General features: G+C 65.9%; 16 protein-coding genes. 5 read left to right on the top strand and 11 right to left on the bottom strand.

All coding sequences use genetic code 11. From position 1 onward, the window contains the following. Window positions 1-148: 148 nt before the first annotated feature. From bcsC to bcsE, 9 genes are read right to left on the bottom strand one after another with little or no spacing between them, the layout of a single operon-like run. Window positions 149-3,658 carry a cellulose synthase complex outer membrane protein BcsC gene (gene bcsC / locus ABFA30_RS01185; RefSeq protein WP_410045084.1) on the bottom strand — a complete coding sequence of 1,170 codons (3,510 nt, stop codon included), beginning with the start codon at window positions 3,656-3,658 and terminating at the stop codon, window positions 149-151. After that, entirely contained in the window at window positions 3,646-4,758 is a 1,113-nt protein-coding gene (bcsZ, locus tag ABFA30_RS01180; RefSeq protein ID WP_410045083.1) for a cellulose synthase complex periplasmic endoglucanase BcsZ, read from the bottom strand. Before bcsZ ends, bcsC begins: the two co-directional genes overlap by 13 nt. A 2-nt stretch (window positions 4,759-4,760) precedes the next feature. Beyond that, window positions 4,761-7,040, bottom strand: a complete 2,280-nt coding sequence (gene bcsB / locus ABFA30_RS01175) for a cellulose biosynthesis cyclic di-GMP-binding regulatory protein BcsB (RefSeq protein ID WP_410045082.1) — start codon at window positions 7,038-7,040, stop codon at window positions 4,761-4,763. Beyond that, a complete protein-coding gene (gene bcsA, locus ABFA30_RS01170) occupies window positions 7,037-9,649 on the bottom strand; it encodes a UDP-forming cellulose synthase catalytic subunit (protein ID WP_368816211.1) in 2,613 nt (870 codons plus the stop codon). The genes bcsB and bcsA overlap by 4 nt, the downstream gene beginning before the upstream one ends. Beyond that, a complete protein-coding gene (gene bcsQ / locus ABFA30_RS01165; RefSeq protein ID WP_410045081.1) occupies window positions 9,646-10,353 on the bottom strand; it encodes a cellulose biosynthesis protein BcsQ in 708 nt (235 codons plus the stop codon). Before bcsQ ends, bcsA begins: the two co-directional genes overlap by 4 nt. Further along, a complete protein-coding gene (gene bcsR, locus ABFA30_RS01160; protein ID WP_225787698.1) occupies window positions 10,350-10,565 on the bottom strand; it encodes a cellulose biosynthesis protein BcsR in 216 nt (71 codons plus the stop codon). Before bcsR ends, bcsQ begins: the two co-directional genes overlap by 4 nt. Further along, entirely contained in the window at window positions 10,562-12,175 is a 1,614-nt protein-coding gene (bcsG, locus tag ABFA30_RS01155) for a cellulose biosynthesis protein BcsG (RefSeq protein WP_410045080.1), read from the bottom strand. Before bcsG ends, bcsR begins: the two co-directional genes overlap by 4 nt. Next, window positions 12,168-12,344 (bottom strand): cellulose biosynthesis protein BcsF, encoded by a 177-nt coding sequence (gene bcsF / locus ABFA30_RS01150; protein ID WP_225787700.1) that lies wholly within the window; start codon window positions 12,342-12,344, stop codon window positions 12,168-12,170. The genes bcsG and bcsF overlap by 8 nt, the downstream gene beginning before the upstream one ends. Continuing rightward, on the bottom strand, window positions 12,341-13,771 hold the full coding sequence (gene bcsE / locus ABFA30_RS01145) for a cellulose biosynthesis protein BcsE (RefSeq protein ID WP_410046022.1): 1,431 nt from the start codon (window positions 13,769-13,771) through the stop codon (window positions 12,341-12,343). The genes bcsF and bcsE overlap by 4 nt, the downstream gene beginning before the upstream one ends. Before the next feature lie 335 nt (window positions 13,772-14,106). Between bcsE and ABFA30_RS01140 the strand changes: the two genes are divergently transcribed. Continuing rightward, a complete protein-coding gene (locus ABFA30_RS01140; protein ID WP_225787701.1) occupies window positions 14,107-14,448 on the top strand; it encodes a tryptophan synthase subunit beta in 342 nt (113 codons plus the stop codon). Window positions 14,449-14,514: 66 nt separating this feature from the next. On the opposite strand, the gene lapD is transcribed toward ABFA30_RS01140, so the two are convergent. Continuing rightward, window positions 14,515-16,461, bottom strand: a complete 1,947-nt coding sequence (lapD, locus tag ABFA30_RS01135; protein WP_225787702.1) for a cyclic di-GMP receptor LapD — start codon at window positions 16,459-16,461, stop codon at window positions 14,515-14,517. Window positions 16,462-16,471: 10 nt separating this feature from the next. Next, window positions 16,472-17,233: a cysteine protease LapG gene (gene lapG, locus ABFA30_RS01130; RefSeq protein WP_225787703.1), complete on the bottom strand. Its 762-nt coding sequence runs from the start codon at window positions 17,231-17,233 to the stop codon at window positions 16,472-16,474. 207 nt (window positions 17,234-17,440) lie between these two features. On the opposite strand from lapG, the gene ABFA30_RS01125 reads away from it, so the two are divergent. From ABFA30_RS01125 to ABFA30_RS01110, 4 genes are all read left to right on the top strand, one after another. Next, window positions 17,441-18,133: a GntR family transcriptional regulator gene (locus ABFA30_RS01125; protein WP_225787704.1), complete on the top strand. Its 693-nt coding sequence runs from the start codon at window positions 17,441-17,443 to the stop codon at window positions 18,131-18,133. A gap of 656 nt (window positions 18,134-18,789) precedes the next feature. Then, window positions 18,790-19,566, top strand: coding sequence for a DUF3050 domain-containing protein (locus tag ABFA30_RS01120; protein WP_368816205.1), 777 nt, complete (start codon window positions 18,790-18,792; stop codon window positions 19,564-19,566). Continuing rightward, window positions 19,563-20,492: a diiron oxygenase gene (locus ABFA30_RS01115; protein ID WP_410045079.1), complete on the top strand. Its 930-nt coding sequence runs from the start codon at window positions 19,563-19,565 to the stop codon at window positions 20,490-20,492. Before ABFA30_RS01120 ends, ABFA30_RS01115 begins: the two co-directional genes overlap by 4 nt. A 10-nt stretch (window positions 20,493-20,502) precedes the next feature. Then, window positions 20,503-23,925 (top strand): amino acid adenylation domain-containing protein, encoded by a 3,423-nt coding sequence (locus ABFA30_RS01110; RefSeq protein WP_410045078.1) that lies wholly within the window; start codon window positions 20,503-20,505, stop codon window positions 23,923-23,925. The last annotated feature ends 9 nt before the right edge of the window (window positions 23,926-23,934 follow it).

Here is a 23,934-nt window from a genome sequence, read left to right as displayed (position 1 = left end):
AAAAGCATAAGAAATATTATTTAAATATCTTTAAAGAATATTGATATGGCGGGTTTCATGGCCTTTCAAGATGCCGATCGGGCTCAGCGGTGTTCGCAGAACAGGTGTCATGCAGCAGATTCTGGGCTGCTTCGCAGCCCCACTACACTCACCGCCACTCGCTGTAAGGCTCCAGGGGCTGCACCGGCAGCAGAAGGTTGCCGCGCCACGGGTCGAAGAGGTAGCGCACGTAGAGCATGGCGTGGCTTGGCGCATAGTCGTCGCTGTATCGCCAGTCGAAGCCGCCACCAAGCGCCCAGTGGTCGCTCAAGCGCCGCTCGAACAACCCCCTGAGGTGGTAGCCCAGGCCATTGCTGGTACTCCCCTCGCTGACGTCGCCGATGTTCGAGGTGGCGATGTCATAGCGATCCAGCGCCTTGGCGTTCAGCGAACCTTTCGGGTAACGCGGCTGGCTGCCGCTCCTGGCCTGGGACCAACTGACCGAACTCTCCAGCAGCACCGACCAATCGTAGTTGCGCCAGGCATAGCTGAACGGCATGCCGATGGAGTTGTAGCGCTCCGGGCTGTAGTAGCCACCCTGGCCCAAGGTGTAGTCGCCCAGGTCCTTGTCGTGGCGCCAGTGCATCACGGTAAGGCCGATGCGCATGCGCTCATCAGCCCTTTCCACCAGGCGGTAGTAATAACCCGCCATGGCCCGGGTCCGCTGGTTATCGGCAACGTTCTCGCCACGCAGCCAGTGATGGCCGAGGCTGGCCCAGACGCCATCATCACCACCCTGATCCCAGCTCAGGCCAAGCGTGGCGCCGTTGGCAGTGACACCCCCCCAGCGTATGCCGGTACGCGGGTCCTTGGCGCCGCCAAAGGACAGCAGCGAGTTGCTCATCGGCCGCCGCGAGGCGGTCAGCGACCAGCCGTATTGCCCCAGGTCACCATTGACCGTAGCGCCGCCGAGCCAGTTGTCGACTTCGAAGCCATCGGTGGTGCCCAGGTCGGCGGCCCAGCGCTCACCTTCCCAGCCCAGCGCCATGATCCGGCCATTGGCGCGTTGCCTACCGCCGACACACCCCGACTCGAGCTGTTCGCCCGAGACCTGACAAGTGCCGAAGGCCTCGCGATGCAGGCCATCGTCATCCAGGTCGAAGCGCCCGGCATCCAGGCCGATCCGCTCGAGCCGGACGAACGCCTTGCCGTCCTGCCAAGGTGCGTCGGCATGCAGCAGGGTGGATTGGGTGGCCAGCCTGGAAATCCCGGCGGTACCGCTGTCATTGCGCCAGCCATAGTCGTGCATCAGGGTGATGCTGGGGTTGTGCCGTCGATACAGTTCGTCGACATCGCTGCGCAGGCTGCGCGCCAGCCAGTCGTCCTCATCACGCGCCCGGCTGGCGAAGGTCAAGGCACGGTCGTCACGCGGTGCCACCGCGTGGCGGTCCAGCAGGTCGGCATCGGCCATCGCCGCGGCGTACACGTCCAGTGCCCGCTGTGGCGCCTGCGCGCTCGCCAGGCGCGCGGCATCGCGGCGCAGCAGCGGGTCAGGTTGCGTCTGCTCGGCCAGCAGCCGGTCGAGCAGCGTCGCGGCTTTGTCTCGCTCGCCGACCGCCAGCCAGGCATTGGCCAGGCGGCGCTGGGCGTCATTCTGCCCAGCAGGGAAGTGCACCGGGTGTCGCTCAAGCGCCTGGCGAGCTCGCGGCAGGTCGCCTTCGGCGATCCAGCTTTCGATCAGGCCAAGACGCGCCTCGGGCTGCTCCGGCTGACGCGCCAGCACGCGCGCGTAATACGCCTGGGTAGCCTTGTGGTCACCGCGGGTCATGGCCCAGTCGGCCAACGTCAGCAGGTCATCGGGGTCGCCCTCGCCGCCGGCCAGGCTGGCCTCCAGCAGTGCCGTAGCCTCGGCTTCGCGCCCCTGGTCGCGCAGCTGCCGGGCCTTGGCCAGGGTCACGCGGCGACGCACGCGCTGATCCAACGTGCGCATGTCGTCGCTCCAGGCGCCCTTCGGTACGCGAGCCAGGCTGTCCAATGCCAGCGCATCGCGATCAGTGGATTCCAGGAACAGGCCATGGGCATAACGGGCCGCCGGGGCAGCCGGGTGACGCCGCAGCAGCCTGGCGAATGCGGCATCGGCCTCGCTCAGGCGCCCCTGTTGATGCAGGCTGCCGGCCAGCGAATAAACCAGCCACGGCTCATCGGGCGCGAGCTCGACGGCCCGGTCCAAGGCCTGGCTCGCCGCGAGCCAGTCCTGCCGCTGCATGGCAGCGTCACCCTCGCCACGCAACCGCTCCAGTTCCAGACCACGGCGCAGGTCGGCGAACGCTGCCTGTTGCCGGGGCGGCAGCCCGTCCAGGTAGGCTCGGGCCTTGTCCGGCGATTGCGCCTGGTAGATCCGCAACAGGCCACGCACGGCGCTCTCGTTGTCCGGTGCCAGGCGCCGCGCCTGGAGGAACAGGCGTTCGGCCGTGGCCTGGTCGCCTTCGGCCACGGCGACATCGGCCAGGCCGAGCACGGCGAACTCATCCCCAGGGCGCTGCTTGCGCGCCTGCTGGTAGAGCGACCGGGCAAGCGGGACATTGCCCTGCTCCAGGGCCAGGTCGGCCTTCTTGAGCTGGCCCCAGTAGCGACTGGACGCTTCCAGGTCGTTCCATTTGCTCATCCAGTGGGTGTCCTGCTCCTTGCTGGCGGCCAGCCGGAAGGCAGCATTGGCGTCCTCATAGCGGCGCTGCCCCATCAACGTCGAACCCAAGGCGCCGTGCAGCCTGGCATCGCCAGGATACTGGCGCAGGGCCCGGCGCAACTGGGCCTCGGCCTCGATGTAGCGTCCCTGCTCGAGCAGGCGCAGGCCATGCTGGCCCGCCTGCCAGGCGGGATCGGCGACCAGGCGGCGCTGCTGTGCCAGTACTTCACCGGCCTTGGGCAGCAGCGGTGAGGCCGGGTAGCGCTGGACGAACGCTTGCCAGGCGGCAACGCTGTCACGGCTCACCGATTGCTCGGACAGGTAGTCGAACTCCCGCTGGGCAGCCGCATCGCGTGCACCTGGGTCGCGGGACAATTGCTCCAGCACGGCCAGGGCCTCGGTATCGCGGTTCTCGGCGAACAACAGCCCCACCAGCGTCTGACGCAACGCGGCATTGCCTGGGTACTGGCGATCCAGCGCCTGCAGCCGGTCGATCGCTTCCAGGCGCTGGCCGGGCACGTTGCTGCGCACGCGCCAGTAGTCCAGCGCCAGGTCCAGGCTCGGCGGATCACCGGCGAACAATTGCTCGTACAAAGCGGCCGCCTCCGCATTGCGGCCAGTGATCGCCATCAGGCGAGCCTGCTGCAGGCGCCGGTTGCCTTCAGGCTGCTGCAGCTCGAGCAGACGCCTGGCATTGCGTTCCTGCACACTGCCAGGCGCCACCTGGCTGATACGCGCCAGCAACTGGCTGGCCTGTGCCTCGTCGCGCTCGCGCAGAGCCAGGCGCAACGACGCCAGCAACACCTCGGCATCGCCCGGTTCAAGCAGACGCAAGCGACCCAAGGCATCGCGCACCAAGTCATCGCGGTGCAACGCCTCGCCCATGCGGATCTGCTCGAGCAGCCATTGACGCTGCTCGTTGCGGTCGCTCGGTTGCGCCGCGACCTGGCTGGAAAGCCCTGCCAGCAACACGATGCCAATCAATCGGTACATGACGCACTCCAGGCCGGCAGCAGCCGCCCCGCTTTGTCGAAGCGATAACGCGCCTCATCCCAGCCCTGGCCGAACAGCGCCAGCACCTGGTTGTAGTAGGCACGGGGCTCGATCGCCTGCTCTTGCAGACGCAGCCGTTGGGCCCTCAGGCCTGGGCCGGCGTCAGGCGCCACGGCCAGCAAGGGCAGCAGCGCGGCCGAGAAGCCTCCCGGCCCGGCACCGCTCGCCTGGCCACTGCGCACATCCACGGTTTCCGGTGGCTGACCGTTTCGCACCGTCAGCGCGACCATCGGCGCGAAGTGGTGCTGCAGTTCGACACGTTGCGCAGCATCCTTGGCGAGCATGCCGAGCCACAGGTAGACGCGGATGGCGTCATAGGCACCGGTATTGCCGTGCTGCGGGTCCGGCGCGATGGTGCCGGCAGCGGTCCACAGCAACCAGTCCGGCGCAAACCCTTTCGCAGAGGCCTCGCGCAGCAGGCGGCGGGTATTGCCGGCGAGCTCGCCCCACAGCGGGTCGACCTGGGCGAATCGGTCGAGCAGTTGCAGGGGCAGGTAGCTCAGGTTCAGGCGCCAGCCCTGTGCATCCTCGAAGCCATGGTCGGCCGGCAGCAGCATCACCCCCAGGCCGGGCAGCTTGCGCAGTGTCTGGGCGGCGATGCGCCAGAGCAGGTGCTGGCCGAGCTGGGTATAGCCGGGCGCCTGCCACAGTCGGCCGGCTTCGAGCAGGCTGTAGGCGATCCACAGGTCGGCATCGCTGGCATTGTTGGCGTCGAGCACCTGCCATTGCCCCTGGGCGTCGCGTCCCCACAACCAGGCCGGCAGATGACGGGCCAGGTCACCCTGGGCCAGGTTGTTGGTGGTCCAGCGCAGCAACTGCGCGAAGGTCGCCCGATCATTGTTCACCAGGGCGAAGAACAGGCCGTAGCTCTGCCCTTCCGAGGTGGTGATCAGGCGCGCGTCACTGGGGGCGATGACCCGCCCGTCCCCGCTCACCAGCGCCGTCTTGAAGCGCTCCCAGGCCGGCCATGCGCAGGTTGGCGCTGCACCGGCGACCGTGGGCAGGGCAAGCGCCAAAAGCAGTAGCACAAGCCGCCGCATGTTCAGCCTGCCTCGCCCAGTCGGCGCCGGGCGGCCCAACGCAGCGCGCGCCACAGCAAGAAGGCGAACAGCACCACGCTGACGGCAGCGACAAGTGCAAGCAGCACCGGGTGCTCGGACAGGTGGAACCACAGCAGCAGCCACCAGGGCAGCTGGCCGACGAAATAATGTTCGCCGACGAACTGGCTGCTCACCCCACTGCTGCGCGCCAGGGTGACCGAGCCCGCCACGGCGTCGAGCTTGCCGACATCGCCAAGGACATCACGCAGCAGCGCATGGTCGGCGTCGGTATTGGCCAACAGTGCGACCACGCTCCGTTGCTCATGGAACGGTGACTTGAGCCCGGTGATCGCGGCGATCGGCGCCTGGGCACTGACGTCCACGCGGCTGCTGGGCAATACCGATGCGGTGTCGAAGCGGTAGCTGCCAGGGAGCCCCGACGCACGCCCTTGCAACAGCCAATCACGCTGGGCATCGAGCAGCAGGCCGAGGTTGCGCTCCTGGCCCAGCGCCTGCGGCAACGTGCCGATCACCAACAGGTCGGCATCCACGGTGCTGGCCTGCTTCCAGTCATCGACAATGCGTACGCCCAGGGCCGGATAACCGACATGGCCGGCCACACCCGCCACCACGTCGAGCAAGGTCCCCACCTGCATCGGCGTGGGCTTGGCGGGCATCAGGATCAGCGTCTCGGACAAGTCGGCCATGCGGCTGAAAGGGAAGCCGCTGCGGGCGAAGGCACGCAAGTCGGGCATGGCGATGTAGTGGTGGTAGCCGGAGAGGTCGATCGTCGAGTTCTCGTCGATGGCTGCACGCACGTCCACCGGCAAGGAGGTCTGGCAGTGATCGCGCTGGGCACTGCCGAGCTTGCTGGCGAAGCTGAAGTCGAAACGCAGGCGGTTGCGGTCGCCGATCTTCAGCGCAGGTACCAGCGCCTGCTCGCTCAGCGCGGTGCTGTCGCTGGACAGGACACTCAGGCGCAGCTCTTCCAGCGTGCCGCCACGGCGATCGTTACCGACCAGCGGCATGCTGGTGATGTACTGGTCGTTGACGCTGATGCTCAGGCGCGACTCGTCGGTGACCGCTGGCGGTGTATAGCGATACAAGGTGCGCAGCGCAATACCCTGGTTACGCCAGACGAACAGGTCCGGCGGCAGGTTCACATCGAGCGTGATCGCCCTCGGCTGCAAGCCACTGACCTGCAGTTGCTGGGGGTAGTCGAGCAATTCGGCGAAGCGAACGGGGCGGTCGGTGCGGGTCCAGTTCGGTGCATCGTAGGGCTTGCGTGGCTGCAACTCGCTCATCTGCTCGACCGCCACCCGGGCGCCGCGGAACAGTTCGTTGCCCACCGCCAGCGCCGAGGCGGCCTTGACCAGGTCGGCGTCGTCGCGGCCCAGTACCAGCAGCAACTTGCTCCAAGGGTCTTGCGGGTGGTCGATCATCTGCACCACCGGGCCATCCACGCGTGGAAACCGCTCGTAATCGGCCAGGAACGAGGGACGGCGTTCATTGCTGGCGAAGACGATGGCCGGTTTCGGCCGCTCGCCAGCGACTGGCAGGCGATCGAAGAGCACCGGGAAGGTCGCCTTGCGCCAGCCGGCCTGGCTGCCGAAGTACGAAGACAGGATCGCAGCGGCACGCTGCTCGCCGAGGGTCGGGGTCGCGGCGAAGATCACCGGCAGGTCGACCTTGCCGGTATCCCTAGCATCGAAGAACGGCAGCGGGAAGAAGGCCAGGTCGTTTTCCATCGCCAGCGCCTGTTCGCGCAGGCGGACCTCGCTCTTGCGGTTGAGGTTCAGCCACAAGCCGCTGTGTGCAGGGTCTTCGCAGATGTCGGTGTAGTGACCCACGAACTCTAGGCGCACCCGGTTGAAATCGCCGATCAGCTTGGGGTCGAGGGGCAACTGGCGCTGCACGCGCTGACCAAGCTGCTCCTTCTCCACTGGCAGCACGCCCATCAGCTCGTCATTGAGGTAGACCCGCAGGTGCGACAGGGTCGGCAACAGTGCTGGCGACGGGGTGTAGTCCAGTTGCAGGAGCGCCTCGGTGGCCAGCCGATCGCGGCGCACGCCGAACTCGACCTGCTCGTTGTTGCGCACGCCGAGCAACAACGTATCGGCTGGGTGCCCAAGCTGCTCGAACGTCCTCGACACAGGCCAGTTGGGTACCATCGGCTCGGCAGGCGCATCGAGGGTGGCCGGGGTCGCGGCAGCGGTTACCTGGAACACGGAGGCGAGCAGCGCCATCGCCATGCCCCAGGCATGTGCGCAGTAACGGGTCATGATGCGTCTCGGGTCAGAAGGTTCGTGGAAGGGAGTGGGCGCGGGGTACGCGGCATGAAACTGGCCAGCCAGCGCACCAGCAGGACCAGGGGTTGCAGGGGCCCCAGCAGGCGGGCCGGGACGTGCTCGAGCAACTGCAGGTAGCCGACACCGCCCAGTTTCAGGACATCGACCAGGCTGCGCAGCGGGCGGTCGGGCTGGTGCTGCTCCTGCCAGCCCAGCCAGGCATCGGCGCGGGCGAAGGTGCAGTGCACCAGGTCGATGCGCTGTTGCACATCCAGCGCATCGAAGGTCAGGCCCAGGTGCCGGCCAACACGGCGGCTGACCCGTGCACCGAAGGCAAACTCACGCTCGCCACGGCTGAGCAGCAGGCGCACCCGCTCGCCAGGCATGGGTGCCAGGCCATCGCCCAGCTCCAGGCCGATGCCGCTATCGGAGTAGTCCACCAAGGTGCACGGGTAGGCGTGCCCGTTGTCCAGGACCAAGGCGGCCGGCAGGTGCATCCGTACCCGATGTGCGCGGCGCACCTGGCGAACCTCGGCCGCCACGGCCACCGCCGCGCCGATGATCAGCAGGTTGTAGATCACCCAGAGCGAACTGACGATGACCGTGCCGATCTCATCGACCGGGCCTGTGAACAAGCGCCAGGCGGCGAAACCGAGGCCCGCGAAATTGAGCACTGCCAACAACAGGTACGGCCGGGCGATACGCCAGTCGAACTGGCTCTGCTCCATCAACCCACCTTTGGCTGTGACGTTGAACGTGCCCTTCTTCGGCGCCAGCAGGGCGACCGTGGTGGGCCGGGCGATATACCAGGCCAGTACCGTCTCGTAGACCTCGCCCCAGAAGGTCTGCCGGTACTTGCCCTGCATGCGGGCGTTGGTCAGGCTGGCATGGATCATGTGCGGCAGTACGTAGAGCAGGATCATCAGCGCCGGTGCGTAGATGATGTAGGCATGCAGGAACAGGAATGCCAGTGGCGCGGTGAGGAACACCAGCCGTGGCAGGCCCGCCAGAAAATGCAGCATGGCGTTGGCGTAGCAGACCCGTTGGAACAGGCTCAGGCCACGGCCGAACAGCGGGTTGTCGGTGCGGAAGATCTGCACCATGCCGCGTGCCCAGCGGATCCTCTGGCCGATATGCGCCGACAGGCTTTCGGTGGCCAGCCCGGCAGCCTGTGGGATACGCAGGTAGGCTGAGTTCCAGCCCTGGCGATGCAGGCGCAGGGCGGTATGGGCGTCCTCGGTCACGGTCTCCACGGCGAAACCGCCGATGCTCTCCAGGGCGCTGCGTCGCAGCACGGCGCAGGAGCCGCAGAAGAAGGCGGCGTTCCACATGTCGTTGCCGTCCTGTATCAGGCCGTAGAACAGCTCGCCTTCGTTGGGCCGGCGGCGGAAGGTCCCCAGGTTGCGCTCGAACGGGTCGGGCGAGAAGAAATGGTGGGGCGTCTGCACCAGCGCCAGACGCGGGTCCTTGAGAAACCAGCCGACCGTCATCTGCAGGAAGGAGCGTACCGGCACATGGTCGCAGTCGAAGATCGCAACCAGTTCGCCATCGGTGACGCCCAGGGCATGGTTGAGGTTGCCGGCCTTGGCGTGCTTGTTGTCTGGCCGGGTGATGTAGCCGACGCCTACCTCGGCGGCGAAGGCGGCGAAGGCTTCCCGGCGTCCGTCGTCGAGCAGGTGGATACGCAGGCGCTCCCTCGGCCAGTCCAGGCCCAGGGCCGCGAGCACGGTGGTACGCACCACCGCGAGGTCCTCGTTGTAGGTGGGGATCATCAGGTCCACCGTCGGCCAGTGCGAAGGCTCGGCCGGCAGGGCCGCCGGCTTGCGCTCCAGGGGCCAGCAGGTCTGGATATACCCCAGGATCAGCACGAACCAGGAATAGGTCTCGGCAACCAGCAGGATCAGCCCACAGACCAGGTCCGTGGTGTCGTTCCAGTTCAGTGTCGAGGTATAGCGCCACCACAGGTAGCGGCAGGAAATGATCGTCGACAGCACGATCAGCATCAGTGTCGGAAAGCGGCCAGGCATGTGGCGCACCAGCAGGGCGATGCCCCATAGCAGCAAGATGAACACCAACTGCGCCAGATAGCCGAACGGCTCGGTCACGCACAGCAGCGCCAACGCCAGTGCGCACAAGGTGAGCACCGTATAGAACAGCCGTCGGGCGCCAACGCTCAGGCGTTGCAGGCCTTGGGCCGCCTCGCGTTGCAAGGCGTTGGTGCGCATGCGCCTGGGCACTTGCTGCAATCCTTCGATCAGGCACGCATGGTACGAACGCACACGTCTGGCCAAGCCACCGGCGATGCCACCCAGGGCCTGCCCGGCACGCGCCAGGAGGCCTGGGCTGCGTGGCCTCGGCTCACGCCGGATGAGCAGCCAGGCACCCTGGATCAGCAGGCGCAGCGGGTCACCCAGGGTCGGCCGCTTGCCGGCCACCTGCGGGAACAGCCGCCGACGGTCAGCCAGCAGCGCCTGCCAGGCTGGCGACTCCAGGCGCAACAGGAGAAAAGCGAGCCACGTGCCCAAGGTGAACAGCAAGGCCGTTGGCCAGCTTGCGCCTTGAGCGATGAAGTAGCCGTAGGGATTCGAAGGCGACAGCTTCATGACTGCCGCCTCGTCAGGCAGCGCACGGCCAGGCTCTGCACGTCACGGGTGGCCAGGCTCTGGGGCGCGTAGTGCCCGACCGGCGCCTTGCTGGCGAATGCCTCGGCAAAGGCCTCGTCACGGTGCACCACCTGCAAGGGCAGGCGGCGGTGGTAGAGCCTGCGCCAGACCATCAGCACATCACTCTGCAAGCGGCTGGCCGGGTCGAAACGGTTGACCAGCAACAAGTCGTAGCGCTCCAGCGCCCGACGCCCCAGCAGTACGTGGCTGGCCATCTCGGCCTCGGCGACCAGCACGCGCACGTCCGTTTCGAGGGCACTCAACGGGCCAGCCATGGGCAGGTCGAACAGCACCCAGTCGAAGTGCCGGGCCAATTGTGCCTGGCGTGGACGCCAGGCACCGGGCGTGATCTTGCCTGCCAGGCTGGCGTGGGCCGTTTCGTCGAGATCGCCGAATGGCATCACGCACAAGCCGTCGAGCACTTCGTACACCGGATCGTCGAACGGTCGCCCATCCAACTCGGCACACGCCCAGCCGTCACCGCCAGCGAGCGGCAGGTTGAAGTGCAGCCCCAGCAGGTTGTCCGGGCACAGGTCGACCAGCAACACCCGCTCACCCAGTTCCCGCAGGGCATATCCCAGGGCAGCGAGCAGGGCGCTGCGACCCAGGCCACCACGCAGCCCGTGCAGTGCAAGGCTGGTCATGGCACGGTCGCCTTGGGAGCGGGCGCTGCTGGGTTGCCGAGTTCACCCAGCGCCCGCGTACAGCTTTCGCCCAGCAGTGGCCAACGCTCCAGCGCCTGGCGCACGCCAACCATCATGGAGATGTCCTGGTAATGCAGCTCTGGCAGGCCTAGGTGCTGACGCAGCCGGGTGATGTCATCGCTACGGTTGGCCGGGTCGGCTTTGCTCGTCATCGATTGCTCTCCTTGGGTAATGGCTGCCAGTCACGCTGCCCTTGCAGGCGCATGTAGGTGCTGCCCTGGAAATCCATTACCTGTGCACCGGAGGTCTCAGCCACGTGCTCGGTGGTGGGAAGGCCCTCGAGCAGGCCGGCCACGTCCAGCGTTTGCCCGGCGCCCTGGTTGGCGTAGATCCGGGACACCAGCTCGGACAGGGCCAGGTAGCTGGAGGGCGCCGCAACGCGAAGCGGCTCGCGGCGATCGGGTTGGCCCATGCCGATGAACTTCAGGCCCACCGGCACGTGGGTGATCGACGGCGTAGGGATCTCGCGCATGCCGGGCAGTTGCATGCGGTCGCCATGCAGCGCCGCGCCATGCTCCGGCACGATCGCCACAACGACACGCCGGCCGCTGCGCTGCAACTCATCGAGGAACTTGCCAAGCTCATCGAACAGGCGGTTCGCCCGGCTACCGTAGTCGGCGGCACGCGTGCCCCCATCGGCCATCACTACCCGGTTGCCGTCATGCAGGCTGATGGTGTTATAGAACAGCGAGACATGCGCCTCACCGGAAGCCAGGCGGCGCTCCCACCAGCGCTGCAGGACAGCCAGGTCACTGGCGATCGGCGAGCCATCGAAGCCGACCAGCGCGCGGGGAAAGTCGGCATTGGTCAACGCCGGCTGCGGCATGCGCTGGTTGACGATATCGCCCAGGAAGCCATCGAAATGCCCGCTGTGGTTGAGCAGTGTCTCGCGCTCGAAGCCCAGCCTGGCGAGGTTCTCGAACAGCAGGCACTGCTCGGGCGCCGGTTGGTACAGCATGTCGTGCGAGGCCTGGCCACAGCTGGCGCGCAGCATGCGAATGGCCGCCGGCCCACTGTACGAGGTGGCCGAGTTGAATTGCTCGAAGATCACGTCCAGGCGTGCGAACAGCGGGTTGTCGTGCAGGCCTACGGTCGAGAGATCATCCCAGGCGAGCGAACAGACGTTGATCACCAACAGGTCGAAGGGCTGCTCGTCGGGCCTTGCAGCCGGGAACAGGGTGGCACGCTGGCGCTCGCTGTCGAAGAAGCTTTTCAGCTTGGCATCGAGGGTGGCGTTGTCGGCCACCGTAACAGTTGCCTGTTGCGTGGTGACCTCGGCCGTCGCCTGCCGTGAGACGACCGGCGCGATCGATGACAACCCGCTCGCGGCCAGCCACAACAGCCCGGCCAGGCTCAGGGTGCTCAGGCGCAACCAGTGACGCAGGTAAAAGTAAGCCACTACCAACAGCAGCAGGGTGCCCAACAGGTTCCAGTTGATGAAGCGGCCCAGCAGCTCCAGCAGGTAGTCTGCGGTGAAGTCGAACACACCCGGCTGTGCCAGCAGCCGCTGGAACGGCGGGAGCCAGGTGTCCTGGTAGAACAGCACGATCCCGATCGGCACCGCCAGCAGCTGTCGCCCGATGCGCAGCCAGCGCCATGGCAGCGGCACCAGCAAGAACGCGGCGAAGAGCAGGTTGGGCAATGCCTGGAAATCCAGCAAGCCTGCACCGAGCATGAGGAACTTCGCCAGGAAATACAGGTTCCAGAGGCCCAGCCCCGGCCAACGGGCCAGCGGGTTGGCGATCGATGCCGGGCTATTCATGCCGGCTCTCCCCACGCCTACGCACGCCCAGGGCCTTCAGGCGTCGGGGCGCCAGGCGGTGCTTGAGCCAACCCTGGATCAGGGTCTTCAGGTGCAGGATGGAAAGCACCAGGATCAATGTGACCAGCGCGGTGATGGCCATGACCTGCAGCAGTTGCGAGAAATTCATGCAGCTTCCCACTGCTGCAGCGATATCCGCCGGGGGTTCAGCGCCGGGCGTACCTGCGACAGCGGCATGCTGGCCGACTCGACGCTTGGCGATTCCGGCACGGTCTCGTCGAGAAATGCAGGGGCTTCCAAGGCACCGAGGTCATCGAGCAGCTCCTGGCCGATGAAGAGCTCCCGCCAGGACAACTGGAAGATATAGTCCAACGCCTGTTCGACACCCTCCGCCCGGCAGGCGAACAGGAACAGGTACAACACGCCATCGGCGATGCACGCGATATCGCCATCGCGGCGGAACAGGCTACGCGAGCAGGCCTGCAACGGCGACAAGCCGGGTGCAGGGCGCAACACCAGCAACTGATGGACGATCTCGCCATTGCGCCGGCCTTGCCACATCTGCTGTACCGCCTCGGCGAACACCCGCGGCGCCACAAGGCCACACACCGGTAGCGGCCTCAGCCGAGTGAGCAGTGCCTCGAAATCGCTGGGCAGGCGTCGGCGCCAGGCATAACCCTGAATGCTGTCGACCTGCGTCAGAAAGCGCGACAGGCTGGCACCGAAGGGCACGATCAGGCTGGCGCCACATGCCAGCAACAGTTGCTCGTCCTGGTATCGCAAGGTGGGCGCCATCTCGCGGACCACCAATTTCAACGCATTGCCGCGCAACTGGCGCAGGGTATGGAGTTGTTGGGCCAGGATGTCGAGCCGCTGCCCACCCTCCATGGCGAAGATCACCGTCGCCGATACTGCCACGCCGGCCCTGACGCCAAGTTCGGAAACACTGTCGAACAACTGCCAATGCTCGGAGAAGGCCGGTGCGCCCTCCAGAACCTTGCGCTGCGCCAGGCAAAGCAGTTCATCGCCCCCGGTCCTGCCCAGCGAATGAGGACGGCCAGCCAGTGCGAAACCACCGGTATCATGGGTGAGTTCGACATCCTCGGTACCGACGACACCCAGTGCATTGCTCCAGAAATGCAGCAGGTAACGCATGCCACCCTGGCCGCGATACAGTTGCGCCATGCCATCGAGATTCTGGTTGTGCGCTCTCAATTGCTCGACCAGCCAGACACTCTGGCCTTCGCTGACCACCAGCAGGACTGCCCCAGTGTCGCGCACGCGGTCTCGGACCTCGTGGCACCACTGGCCTATGTCCCCGCCCTCCCAGACAGCCGCAGGCAGGAAGGCAAGAACAAGCCGCCCGGACGCCTCTATGCGGGACAAGTCCTCGGCCAGGTGCAGGGCGGCTTGCCGGTCGGCCTCATACAACGCCATTTCGCCCGGGCCGAGATCCGGATCGAGCGCATCCAGCACTTCACGCATACCTCGCGCATCGCTGATGAAGGCGGCCTTGGCGTCCTCTGCCATGGCGTTGACGACCTGACGGCAGACCATGGCGGCATCTTCGGCCATATCGCACGCCAGCCAGTACACACCCTGCTCATGGAACTGGCCATGCTCGGCATCAAGGCCGGGTATGGCTGAAGAGAGAATATTTTTCGCCAAAACCGTGACTCTAAAAATTCGGGAGCGACGCCTACCGATTGCGGCAGGCGTCGCTCGCCTGAAGGGTCAAAGGGGGCAAGATTTTTGACGCAGAAAAGCGTCAAAAAAACATCATAAAAGAAAGAATCTTGCGAATTACGTCAATTCTACAGCAGTCTGAAAAAATAATGTCAAGATGACATTTGTTAGGCCAGCGCAACAGGTCTTGGGATCCTTGCCTATGCTGCCTACGATGAAGGGGCAACCAGACGAGGATCGACGCCATGTTCTACGTGCAACGCGACGCCGCGGGTCAGCTGCTGCGGGTAGAGGCTGCCCCGTATGCCGGGTACACGGAAATCCTCCCGGCTGACGATGCCCGGGTCCAGGCGTGGTTCGCCGACGACGTGGTGGAAAACAGCCTCCGGCAGCTCAAGCAGAGCGACCTGGACATGATCCGCGTGCTCGAGGACCTCATCGAGGTACTGACCACCAAGGGGGTGATCAGCATCACCGACCTGCCCGCCGATGCCCAGGCCAAGCTGCTCAGCCGCTCCTCGGCGCGCAAGGCGCTGGGTGGGCTGAACAATCTGATCGAGGAAGATGAGGGAGGCGGCTTGATCTGACGACTGGAGGAGCGGGCTTGTCCGTACAACGCTGGCTGCGCTGCCAGGCAGAGGGCCCTCCCCCGGTCAGCGCCAAGGCGCAGGTTCGCCGACCCACTGCCCCTGGATACCTTGCACCCCCATCTCCCGCAGCACCTGCACCTCCCCTTCGCTTTCGACCCGCTCGGCGATCAGCGGCAGGTCGATGCTGTGCGCCGCCCGCTGGATCGCCTCGATGAACAGGCGCTTGTGCTGCTCCCGGTCGATGTTGCGGATGTAGCTGCCGTCGATCTTCAGGTAGGCAAGCCCCAGGTGGGCGAGGTTGCCGATCATGCTGAAGCGGCCACCGAAGCGCTGCAATGCAAGGCCGAAGCCCAGGCTGCGCAGGCGTCGGGTCAGGTGTTCGAGGAAGTCCTGCTCCGGCAATTGCTCTTCGCCAATCTCGAAGGTCAGCCGAGGCCCCAGCGCGGCGTTCTGGCCCAGCAGCTCATAGACCCGCCGCAGCGCCTTGTCGTCGGCCAGGGTCGCGGCCGACAGGTTCAACGCCAAGGCTTGGTCATGACCCTGGAGGTGCCCGAGCACCTTTTCCAGCACCAGCAGGTCCAGGCGTGGCATCCAGCCGAAGCGCTCCAGCCAGGGCAGGAAGCGGCCGGCGGCCAACGTCTCGTCGTGCTCGATGTGCAGCCGCGAGACGACCTTGTAGTGCAGCACCCGCCCAGGCGCCTGGCTGTCCACCACGGGTTGGAAGAACAGCTCGAACTGCCCTTTGGCCAAGGCCTGGTCGAGCCGCGTGTGCCAGGCATGATGACTGTCGGCGGCCTGGACCGCGATGCCCTGCTCGAGGCAGACCCAGCCTGGCTCCGGCTGGCTTTCGGCACGCGCCAGGGCCTCGTCGGCCAGCGTGAGCAGGGCATGCGGCGCATCGCCGGGGCTATAGGGCGCAAGGCCGATGCAGGCGACCGGGTCGACGTCGCTGGCGCCAGTCGTGTGCAGGCTCTGCAGGCTGGCCTCCAGGGCCTGGGCCAGTTGCACGGCTTCATCGTGGACCATGCCCGGCGCCAGCACGGCGAACTCGCCACCTCGGCTGCGGGTGATCAGGTCGTTGGTCTGTGGGTAGCTCGCGCAGGTGCTCAGCAGTTGTTCACCCACCGCCTGCAGCAACTGGTCGGTGCGCGGGCCGCCCAGGCGGGCATTGAGGCCGGTAAGGTCCTGGACACGCAGCAACAGCAGGTAACCGGCGCGCGCCTCCTCCGGGTGGCTGACCCGGGCATTGAGTTGCATCTCGAAATAGCGCCGGTTGGCGAGCCCCGTGAGGCTGTCCTGGTAGGACTCGGCGTGCAGCTTCTCGCTGCGCTCGGCCTGTTCGGTGAACAGCGCCTTGAGCTTCTCGACCATCTGGTTCATCGCCAGCACCACCCGGCGCAGCTCCGGCGTGCGCGGCAGCTGCTGCGCACTGAGGAACTCGCGGCGGGCGATGGCCTGGGCTTGGGCGACCATGTAGTCCAGCGGCCGCAATTGGCGACGCAGCAACAGGGCACCGAGGGCTGCGCTGAGCGCACCGCACAGCAGCAGCCAGCCGAGGCTGCCCAGCGCACCCTGCCAGAGCTTGGCCAGGGCGAACATCGGGTGGCTGATCACCTCGACCCGCGCCGCCTGCTGCCAGCCACGGCTGACGATGGCATCGCCAGCGGCCGCCTCCAGCCCGATCAAGCGGACGAACCAGGCCGGCACGCCATCACGGTCAGGCTCGGCATGGCGCTCCACCAGCACGGCGTTGGAGCCCAGGTCGATGACCCTGATGCTCGCGTAGTAGCCACTGTCGAAAATGGAACTGACCATCAGCTCGACCATCGCCGGGTCATCGATATTCGGCGTCAGCGACAAGGCCAGCGCGGTCGCCGCGTCCTGGGCATGGGAGCGCAACTGGTTGACGTATTGACTGCGCGAGCTTTCCAGGCTGACCACGAAGCTGCCGCTGAAGGCGACCACCAGGAACAGGCAAATGGCAAGCAGCAATTGTTTGAACAATGACATCTGTGCTCCTTCAGTAGACCGGTTCGGCCGGGAACCCTTCGGCCTGCATTTTCTTCAGCACATCCTGCCAGCGGGACAGGCGCTTGGTGTCGCCGACCTTCCGGTTGCCGGAGGCACCGGTCAGCCACAGGCCCTCGCCGTTGAAGGCATACACCGGCAACAGGTCGGTACGCTCGCTGGCCGGCCGGATGGCGTCGATCAGGCTGTCGAGGACCAGCGGCTGGGCCTGTGGGCTTGAATAATAGGTCAGGACCATGTGCGCCCGGTTCTGCTGCAGCGCCTTGACGTAGGTGATGCGCAGCTTGTCGCGGGGGATGCCCATGCGCCGCAGGCTGAAATACTTGGCGATGGCGTAGTCCTCGCAATCGCCGGCCCCCTTGAGCAACGCCTGGATGGGCGTGGCCCAGTAGTCCACTTCACGCCACAGGTCGATGTCTTCGACGTAGCGCAGCTGCTGATTGAAGAAGCGGTTGACCGCCTGCAGGCGCGCCATCTCGCTGCCCTGCCCGTGGGTGGACAACAGCGCCTGCCAGGCATCGATGCGTGCCTGGCCAGGGCCAAGGGGGCCATAGAGCCCCTGCGCACGCCGGCTGATCTGGGAAAAGTCCCATTCCGCACGCAGGCCGCCCAGCAGCAGGCCACCCAGCAACAGGGCCAGGCCGAGACGCCGTGCGGCCAGTGTGAGCATCCGGGGTATCGCCACTGCGAAGACCTGCTCAGACCAATCGAAAGCAGCGATGGTGCTGCCTGGGGGACGAAAAGACAATGGCACCGTACAATCACTGCTCGACGAACGAGGTGGGATGAATTTCCCAACCATCGAAGGGAATGTACGGCTTCCTTTGACCAACGACTTCCTTCACGATAGCTGCACGTTCCTGGCACGTGGCGTGCTTGTCATCGTGACAGTTTGACACCCCTCTCGCGAATAACTAGTTTAATTGGATCCAATCTTGGACATCATCGAGGCAGACCCCGCGTGGCCGAGAAAACCAGACTCCTGAGTACTGTGCTGGGCAGCGAACAGGTACCACCGCATCTGGCGCGTAGCGTGATCGAGGAACGCTTGCGCAGCGCCATTCTCGACGGCCGTCTGCCGCCAGGCACCGCCCTGCGCCAGCAGGAGATCGCCACGCTGTTCGGCGTCAGCCGCATGCCGGTGCGTGAGGCGCTGCGTCAACTGGAGGCGCAATCGCTGCTGCAGGTGGTCATGCACAAGGGAGCGGTGGTCGCGCCGCTGATCGGCGAGGATGCGGTCGACACCTATGCGCTGCGCGTGCTCCTGGAGTCCGAGGCCCTGCGTCAGTCGATCCCGCTGCTCGATGCCAGCGACATCGCCCTCGCCCGCGGCTATATCCATCAGCTGGAACATGAGACCCGTCATGCCGAGATCGGGCGTCTCAATCGCCTGTTCCACATGGCGCTCTACAGCAAGGCGAAGAACCAGAAGCTGCTGCGCATGATCGAGGTGGAACTCAACGAGGAGGAACGCTTCCTGCGCTTCCACCTGTCCTCGATGGGGCTGGGTAAGCTGACCCAGGACGACCATATCGCCCTGGCGGATGCGGCCAGCGACAAACTGGTGGACGAAGCCATCAGGGTCCTGGAGCGCCACCTGAACAATGCGGCGCGCACCATCAGGAACTACCTCGACAAGCAGCCGGCCAACTGACGAACGCCCCCGGTGTGGGGCTTGGCACGTTGTCCTCCTGGGCCGCTTCGCAGCCCCGAATGGTGGCTGCGACCAGCATTGGCGCTTGCCCACTCCTACGACTCCCCCGCCTTTCTGCCATTGACCATGGCACCCCCAGCCGTTTCGGCACACTCTAGGGCCGGCAACGGTCGCTGATCGCCATCTGGCAGGCCGGATCGTTCGCCTTTCTCCCACCTGCAGAAGGAGTCTGCCACCGGGGCACGCGCCGAAAAGCATCAGCCGCCCCCTCGATAGTCGAATACCCCATATCCCAGTTCACCAGTGCTCCCGAGTGAGGCATTCACTCTTTTAAGTTTTTCCGATCTTATTTATCGGAGGGAGTACACTCGTGCCCAATAAAACTTTCCAGAAGTTTTATCGAGACGCTCTTTTCGCCAATAAAGTTGGAAAAATAAAAATATCAAAAAAACGATTGCGCACAACTTTAAGTTTGCTCTAACTTTTCAAACGCCAGCAGCCATGCACCCTGAAACCAAGGCGCTCATGCCCTGCAGGCCTTCTGCATATCGCTCAGCATCGAAACTTCAATCGAGGCATTCGCTCGCCTGAATAAACGTCGACGCTCGACACGCAGGAACAATCCACCCGATGCCACCTCGTTATGGACATTTGCCATGAGCACATTGAAGAGCACACTTTCCAACAAGAAAGCCGAACTTTCCAGGCACCCGCTATTTTCCGAAATCGACTCGCTGGATACCTTGCGCCGCTTCATGGAAACCCATGTATTCGCCGTATGGGACTTCATGTCGCTGACCAAGCGCCTGCAACGGGAGCTGACCTGCGTCAGCCTGCCCTGGCTGCCGCCGGCCGACCCGGCCGCTGCCAGGCTGATCAACGAGATCGTCCTGGGCGAGGAGTCCGATGACCGTCTGGGCCAAGGCCACTACAGCCATTTCGAGCTGTACCTGGACGCCATGCGCGAAGTCGGCGCCAGCACCCAGGCCATCGAACGCTTCATCGAGCTGCAGCAACAAGGCGTCGACCCTGCCACGGCCTTGCAGCGCGCAGGCGCCAGCGAAGCGGCCCGGCGTTTCGTCAGCGACACCCTGCAGGTCGCCTTGCAGGCGCCTGCCCATCGCGTCGCCGCCGCCTTCCTGCATGGCCGGGAAAGCGTGATCCCGACGATGTTCCAGCAGATCCTCGACGCCTGGGGCATCGGCAGCGACCAGGCGCCAACCTTCCGCTACTACCTGCAACGGCACATCGAGGTCGACGCCGAGGACCACGGCCCGGCGGCCGAGCACTTGCTGGCACGACTGGTCGCGCACGATCCGCAGCGTCAGCAAGAGGTCTACGAGGCGGCCATCGCCGCCGTGGACAGCCGCATGGCCCTGTGGGACCGGCTGCGTGCCGCCCTGCAGGCGGAAATCGCCGAGGTCGCGCCATGAAAGCCCACGAATACCGCTCCTTCGCCGAGGCCTGGGAAGAACGCGCGACCATCCGTACCCGGCCACGCCGGCGGGTGGAAGACGATCAACGGCTCATCTATCCGCTGAGCCGCCAGCCCCTGGTGCTCGGCGCCACCTTCCAACGCGAATGCCCGCAGTTGCGCGACTTCGTACTGGTGCAGAGCCTCTACAAGTTCATCAACGACGTGGTGATCTTCGAAACCGAGATCGTCGACCGCACGGCCCGGCGCATCGCCAAGGACCGCTTCGCCGTGCCGTTCCCCTTCGCCTGCCGCTACGACGCCATGACCGTGGTGGTGGACGAGGACTACCACGCCCTGGTGGCCATGGACTTCTTGCAGCAGACCATCGCCCTGACTGGCATCGAACCGATCGACCTGCCTCGGGAGATCGAGCTGAGCCGCGCCATCCCCGCGGCGCTGGCGCAGGTGCCAGTGGCGTTGCGCGATGCCATGGAATTGATCTGCGTGGGCATCGCCGAGAACACCCTGACCGACGATGTCGCCGCCTTCGCCCGCGACGACACGGTCAAGCCTTCGGTCAAGGGGCTGATGGCCGACCATCTGCTCGACGAAGGACGTCACTCCAGCTTCTGGGCACGCCTGGCGCGTATCTACTGGCAGGCCGCGCCGCAGGCCGATCGCGAGGCCATCGCGCAGGTCTTGCCGGTGTTTCTCGGCCAGTACCTGACCAGCGACATCCAGCAGGCCTTCGACTTCAGCCTGATCGATGCGTTGCCGGTGAGCCAGGCGGTACGCCAGGCCCTGCGCGAAGAGGCCCGGGCGCTGGCCTACCCGATCAACCACCAGCACCCCTTGCTGGGCAACATCCTGCGCTTTTTGCGCAGCAGCTCGATGCTCGAGTCGGCCTGCGTGCAAACCGCGCTGCGCGACTACCTGCCCTGAGGAGACCGCCATGAGACGCCTCGACATACTCCTGGTGGGCACCAGCCCCGCATTGCGCCAGCTTGCCAAGATGCTCGACGAACACGGCCACGGCGCGACCCTGGTCGAAATCCCGGACGCCCTGTCCCTGGCCAGGTCACTGCTGGTGGTAGAAGACGGCACCCTGGCGCTGGACAGCGCCATCTGGCAGCCCTTGGGCGGCACACCGCTGCTCAGGCTGCGCCTGGGCGCCCGTTGCGCCGAACCACTGCCGCGACTGGAACTGCTGTGCTGGTGCGCCAGTGCCAGCACCCAGCGCCTGATCGAGTGGGTGCCGCTGCAGCCGCCAGCCTCCGGCAATGGCCAGCAGCTGCGTGAAGACGCCCTGCAAGCGCTGCGCGAGCTACTGGCCCTGCAGGTCACCCGCTTCGCCCGCAATCCCCAGTACCTGCAACAGGCGCCCACGGTCGGCCCCGGCCTGCAAGAACGCGAACATGACCTGGGGTGGCTGGAATCGCTGGCCTACCGGCACCCGTTCAACCACACGCAGCGCGCCGACCTGCTGGAGCAGGCCGGGGCAGGCCTGGTGGAAGGCCTGGAACAGCGCCTGCGCCAGTTCGCCAACCACCCTGCCCTCAACCGTGACGGCCAGTATCACAGCTATCACCAGTTGCATGCCCGCGTCGTCGGTATCCAGCGCGCCTTGCTGCCCCTGTTGCCGGAGGCCGATGGACAGCCTGCAGTGGTCGCGGTGTGCATGGCCAAGTCGCCCGAACTCTATGCCAGCCTGCTGGCGGTACTCGGCTGCGCGGCCATCTACCTGCCACTGGACCCGGCCACCCCGCCCGAACGGCGCCAGCGCATCCTCGAGGATGCCGGCGCCTGCGTCCTGCTGCATGACGGCCAGGACCAGCCGGGGCTGCCCGGCCTGGATGTACGCACGCTGGGCGCGTCGCACGGACATCCCTTGCCCTCATTGCAGTTGCGCAAGGCCTCGGCGGATGCGCCATGCGTGGCCATCTACACCTCCGGCACCACCGGCCAGCCCAAGGGCGTGCTGCTCAGCCAGCGCAACCTTGCTCACTTCATGACCTGGTACGCCGAGCACGTATCGCTGGACGCCCACAGTCGCGTGCTGCAGTTCTCGACCATCGGCTTCGACGCTTCGTTGCTCGACATCCTGCCGACCTTCGCCTGCGGAGCGCAGTTGGTGATCCCCAGCGACGACCAGCGCCGCGACCCGCAACAGCTGGTGCGGCTGATCCATGCCCAGGAGGTCAGCCATGCCTTCCTGCCACCGGCCCTGCTGAGCATCCTGCCCCGTGACGAGCAGCTGGGCCTGCGCCACCTGGTCACCGGCGGCGATGTCTGCGAACCCGAGGTCATCGCCCGCCTGGCCGCGCAGTGCCGGATGCACAACATCTACGGCCCGACCGAAACCACGGTACTGGCGACCACCCGGCTGTTCGCTGCTGGCGACAGCAATCGCAACCTCGGCACACCGATCGCCAACACCCAGGTGCTGATCCTCGACCAGGACCTGCGCCCAGTGCCCGAGCAGACCCCGGGCGAGCTGTACATCAGTGGCCCGGGTGTGGGCCTGGGCTACCTGAACAACCCGGCCCTGACCGCGCAGCGCTTCGTCGAGCTGGCCTTGCCCGACGGCCAGTGCCTGCGCGCCTATCGCACCGGGGACATCGCCAAGTGGGGCGTGGATGGCATCGAACTGTGCGGCCGGCGTGACAACCAGGTGAAGATCCGTGGCTTCCGGGTCGAGCCGGAGGAGATCGAGCACTGCCTGCGCGAAAGTCACCTGTTCGCCCAGGTCGCGGTAGTGATCGACGCCCAGCGCCGGATCCTGGCCTTCACCGCACAACCGGCCCGGGAAGACGCCGAGACGGCCCTGCGCGCCCATGCCGAGCAGCACTTGCCCGACTACATGTGCCCAACGTTCTACCAGGTGCTGGAGCGGATGCCCTACACGGCCAATGGCAAGGTCGACCGACACGCCCTGCAAGCATTGCCGCGCACCCTGCCCGGTAGCCATCGGGTCGTGCCGCGCACGCCCACCGAACAACGCCTGCGCAGCCTGTGGAGTGGCCTGCTGGACCTGCCGGAGGCGGACATTTCCATCGACGACAGCTTCTTCAACCTCGGCGGCCACTCGATCCTGCTCTCGCGCCTGCTGCTGGAGATACGCGAGCAGTTCGACCAGGGTGTGGCGATCAACCACTTCATCGAACAGCCGACCCTGCAGCGCCTGGGCGCCTTGCTCGACGGTACCGAGCGCGACCAGGCAACGCCCCTGGTGCGCCTGGAGCAGGACGCCAATCGCGAGCAGGGCCTGGAGGTGCTACCCGTGGAGTGCCTGGGTGATGTGCACAAGGTCATCGTCACCGGCGCCAACAGTTTCCTCGGCGTGCACCTGGTCGAGGCGCTGCTCGACTGGGGAGCCAGCGAGGTGGCCTGCCTGGTGCGCAGCCGCGATGGCCAGGGCGCCGCCGAACGTTTCGCCCAGGCCGTGGCGGACAATCGCCTGACCCTGGACCGGGGCCGCATACGGGTGTTCGAGGCCGACCTGCGCCAACCGCGCCTGGGTTTGTGCCAGCAGGACTACGACTACCTGGACCGCGAATACGGCGCCCTGCTGCACAACGCCGCACAGGTCAACCACGTGCTGGACTACCAGGCACTGGCCGCCGACAACATCGAGCCGCTGTTCGAGTGCCTGCGCCTGTGCGAAGGCAAGCGCAAGAAGGTCTTCAACTTCGTCTCGACCCTCTCGGCCTGCAGCGCGGTGTCCAGTGACGGCCGCGTGCTGGAGCAAGGCCCGGCAGCGACGCCGCCAGTCTACATCCGCAATGGCTACAACCTGGGCAAATGGGTCGGCGAGCGGATCCTCCAACGGGCGCGTGAGCAGGGCGTATGGGTCAACCTGTTCCGCCCGGGCAACATCACCTTCGACAGCCGTAGCGGCGTCTGCCAACCCCAACACAATCGCCTGATGCTGATGCTCAAAGGCTCGCTGCAACTGGGCCAGGTGCCGGATCTGGACATCGACTTCGACCTCATGCCGGTCGACTTCCTGGCCCGCTTCATCGCCTTCCACGCCAGCGGCCACCAGCCTCGGCAGTGGGTATTCAACCTGCACAACCCCGAGCCGCTGCGCTGGCGCGACTACCTGGCGGCATTCCGCGCGCAGGGCCATGTGTTCGAGCTGGTGGGTATCCGACAGTGGCAGCGCCAACTCGGCCATGTCGATCGCGACAACGCGCTGTTCGAGGTCCTGGGCTTCTACCTGGATGGCTTCGAGGAAGACATCGGCGATATCAGCGCCATCGAGCACCACAACGCCCGCGCGGGGGTACGGCGCATGGGCGCCAGCTACCCGGCCAAGACGCCGCAGCTGCTGCGTCGTGGCTGCCGCTACCTGAGCGACATCGGCTTCATCTGACCCCCTTCA

Source organism: Pseudomonas sp. HLMP (genome assembly GCF_046365545.1).
Lineage (GTDB): Bacteria > Pseudomonadota > Gammaproteobacteria > Pseudomonadales > Pseudomonadaceae > Aquipseudomonas > Aquipseudomonas guariconensis_B.
The sequence above is the reverse complement of the archived record's forward strand: the minus strand, read 5'-3'. Positions and strand labels throughout refer to the sequence as shown.

What these genes read in the sequence shown, in the direction of transcription:
- bcsQ (WP_410045081.1), bottom strand. Translation starts at nt 10,353, where the DNA reads ATGACCAGCCTTGCACTGCACGGGCTGCGTGGTGGCCTGGGTCGCAGC.
- bcsA (WP_368816211.1), bottom strand. Translation starts at nt 9,649, where the DNA reads ATGAAGCTGTCGCCTTCGAATCCCTACGGCTACTTCATCGCTCAAGGC.
- bcsC (WP_410045084.1), bottom strand. Translation starts at nt 3,658, where the DNA reads ATGTACCGATTGATTGGCATCGTGTTGCTGGCAGGGCTTTCCAGCCAG.
- ABFA30_RS01115 (WP_410045079.1), top strand. Translation starts at nt 19,563, where the DNA reads ATGAAAGCCCACGAATACCGCTCCTTCGCCGAGGCCTGGGAAGAACGC.
- bcsZ (WP_410045083.1), bottom strand. Translation starts at nt 4,758, where the DNA reads ATGCGGCGGCTTGTGCTACTGCTTTTGGCGCTTGCCCTGCCCACGGTC.
- ABFA30_RS01120 (WP_368816205.1), top strand. Translation starts at nt 18,790, where the DNA reads ATGAGCACATTGAAGAGCACACTTTCCAACAAGAAAGCCGAACTTTCC.
- bcsG (WP_410045080.1), bottom strand. Translation starts at nt 12,175, where the DNA reads ATGAATAGCCCGGCATCGATCGCCAACCCGCTGGCCCGTTGGCCGGGG.
- bcsR (WP_225787698.1), bottom strand. Translation starts at nt 10,565, where the DNA reads ATGACGAGCAAAGCCGACCCGGCCAACCGTAGCGATGACATCACCCGG.
- lapD (WP_225787702.1), bottom strand. Translation starts at nt 16,461, where the DNA reads ATGTCATTGTTCAAACAATTGCTGCTTGCCATTTGCCTGTTCCTGGTG.
- ABFA30_RS01140 (WP_225787701.1), top strand. Translation starts at nt 14,107, where the DNA reads ATGTTCTACGTGCAACGCGACGCCGCGGGTCAGCTGCTGCGGGTAGAG.
- ABFA30_RS01110 (WP_410045078.1), top strand. Translation starts at nt 20,503, where the DNA reads ATGAGACGCCTCGACATACTCCTGGTGGGCACCAGCCCCGCATTGCGC.
- bcsF (WP_225787700.1), bottom strand. Translation starts at nt 12,344, where the DNA reads ATGAATTTCTCGCAACTGCTGCAGGTCATGGCCATCACCGCGCTGGTC.
- bcsB (WP_410045082.1), bottom strand. Translation starts at nt 7,040, where the DNA reads ATGACCCGTTACTGCGCACATGCCTGGGGCATGGCGATGGCGCTGCTC.